Origin of the sequence: Virgibacillus dokdonensis (assembly GCF_900166595.1) — a bacterium.
GTDB lineage: Bacteria > Bacillota > Bacilli > Bacillales > Amphibacillaceae > Virgibacillus > Virgibacillus dokdonensis.
Map to the genome: position 1 here is coordinate 1 of NZ_LT745753.1, position 1,497 is coordinate 1,497.

Below are 1,497 nucleotides of genomic sequence, written 5' to 3' on the forward strand. Positions count from 1 at the left end.
TGGGAGTGTCAATAATTTTGTGTAAATGACACTAAGCCCTTTTGTAAGAATTAAGCTAGTTATTTATTATAAACGACCTTGCAGGTCGGACTGTGACTTTCTTCTTCAGTTACTAACCCCATAGCTGGTTCTCACCAAGGGTCAAGCGTATTTGGCTTGATGCTTGGTGAGAACCAGCTAAACTTCCAAAACTGAAGAAGATTAAGTTTCGATAGCTTCAAACATTTTAAGTAGTTCTGGTTTAGCTTTTTCAAACCCTCTATGACATCGCATACTATGTTTTTCAATATAATGATGGAATTGCGTGACTAAATAACGTTTGAGCGATTCCTCATTCGGAAATTGCTCTTTGGCTTTGATATGGCGTTTGATTTGCTTATTAAAAGACTCTATTAAATTCGTGGAGTAAATACTTCTTCGAATAGAAGCCGGAAAATCAAAAAACGTTAGGAGTTGTTCATGCCCCATCACATTTTTAATGACAGATGGATAAAGCTTTTGCCATTTCTCCCGAAATTGTTCGAGTTGAGATTCAGCTTCAGTACGATTTTCAGCTTGATATACCTTTTTAAAGTCATTAGAGATGTCTTCACGATCGCTGACGCGTACTTTTTTAGAAATATTTCGAGAAACATGTACGCAGCAAACCTGATGTTTCGCTTTAGAGTAAACACGATGAATCGAATCGGTCATTCCTTTAAGCCCATCAGAGACAAACAACAGAACGTTTTTAACGCCTCGTTCACGAAGGGACGAAAGCATCTCTTCCCAAACGTGAGCTGATTCCGTTGGGGCAATCGTATAATCCAAAACTTCCTTTGTGCCATCTTCGGTAATGCCAATCGATATATAGACAGCTTCTTTTTGGACAGTATCGCGTCTAATTGGAATATGCGTAGCATCTAAATAGACACAAACATAGCGCTCGTTGAGCCTTCGGCTGTGGAACGCTTCTAAATCCTCTGATACACGCTGAGTGATATTGGAAATGGTCTGTTTCGTATAGTGATGGCCGTACATTCGCTCAATAAGTTGAACGATTTCGTCTGTCGTGATGCCTTTTTGATACATATGAATGATATAACTTTCAAGAGTATCATTCGTGCGATTATAAGAGCCCAGAGTTTGTTGCTTAAATTCACCGTTACGATCGCGTGGAATATCAATATTTAATTCCCCATATTCCGTTTTAATTGAACGAGGGTAAGTGCCATTACGTGAATTGCCAGAATTAAAACCTTTTCGATCATAAGGTTCATAATCTAAGAAAGCTGTCAATTCATTTTTGAGTAATTGATTGACTGCTGACTCAAGATGTTGGCGAAAAACTTCTTGGATATCCTGTTTTTGGACTAGAGCTTCAATTAAATCTGTAGTAACATGGTTCATAGGGAAGACCTCTTTTCTGTGAATTTTGTCGGCTAACTTAATTCTACAAAAAGGGTCTTCCTTTTTCTATGTTCTAAAAATCATTTACACAAAATATTTTATACTCTC

General features: G+C 37.7%; 1 protein-coding gene. It reads right to left on the reverse strand.

Annotation, left to right across the window (positions count from 1 at the left end; translation table 11 throughout):
• Positions 1-201 precede the first annotated feature (201 nt).
• The gene (locus B2C77_RS00385) at positions 202-1,389 is read right to left on the reverse strand and encodes an IS256 family transposase (RefSeq protein ID WP_077701816.1); all 1,188 of its coding nucleotides are present in this window, start codon (positions 1,387-1,389) and stop codon (positions 202-204) included.
• Positions 1,390-1,497: the final 108 nt, after the last annotated feature.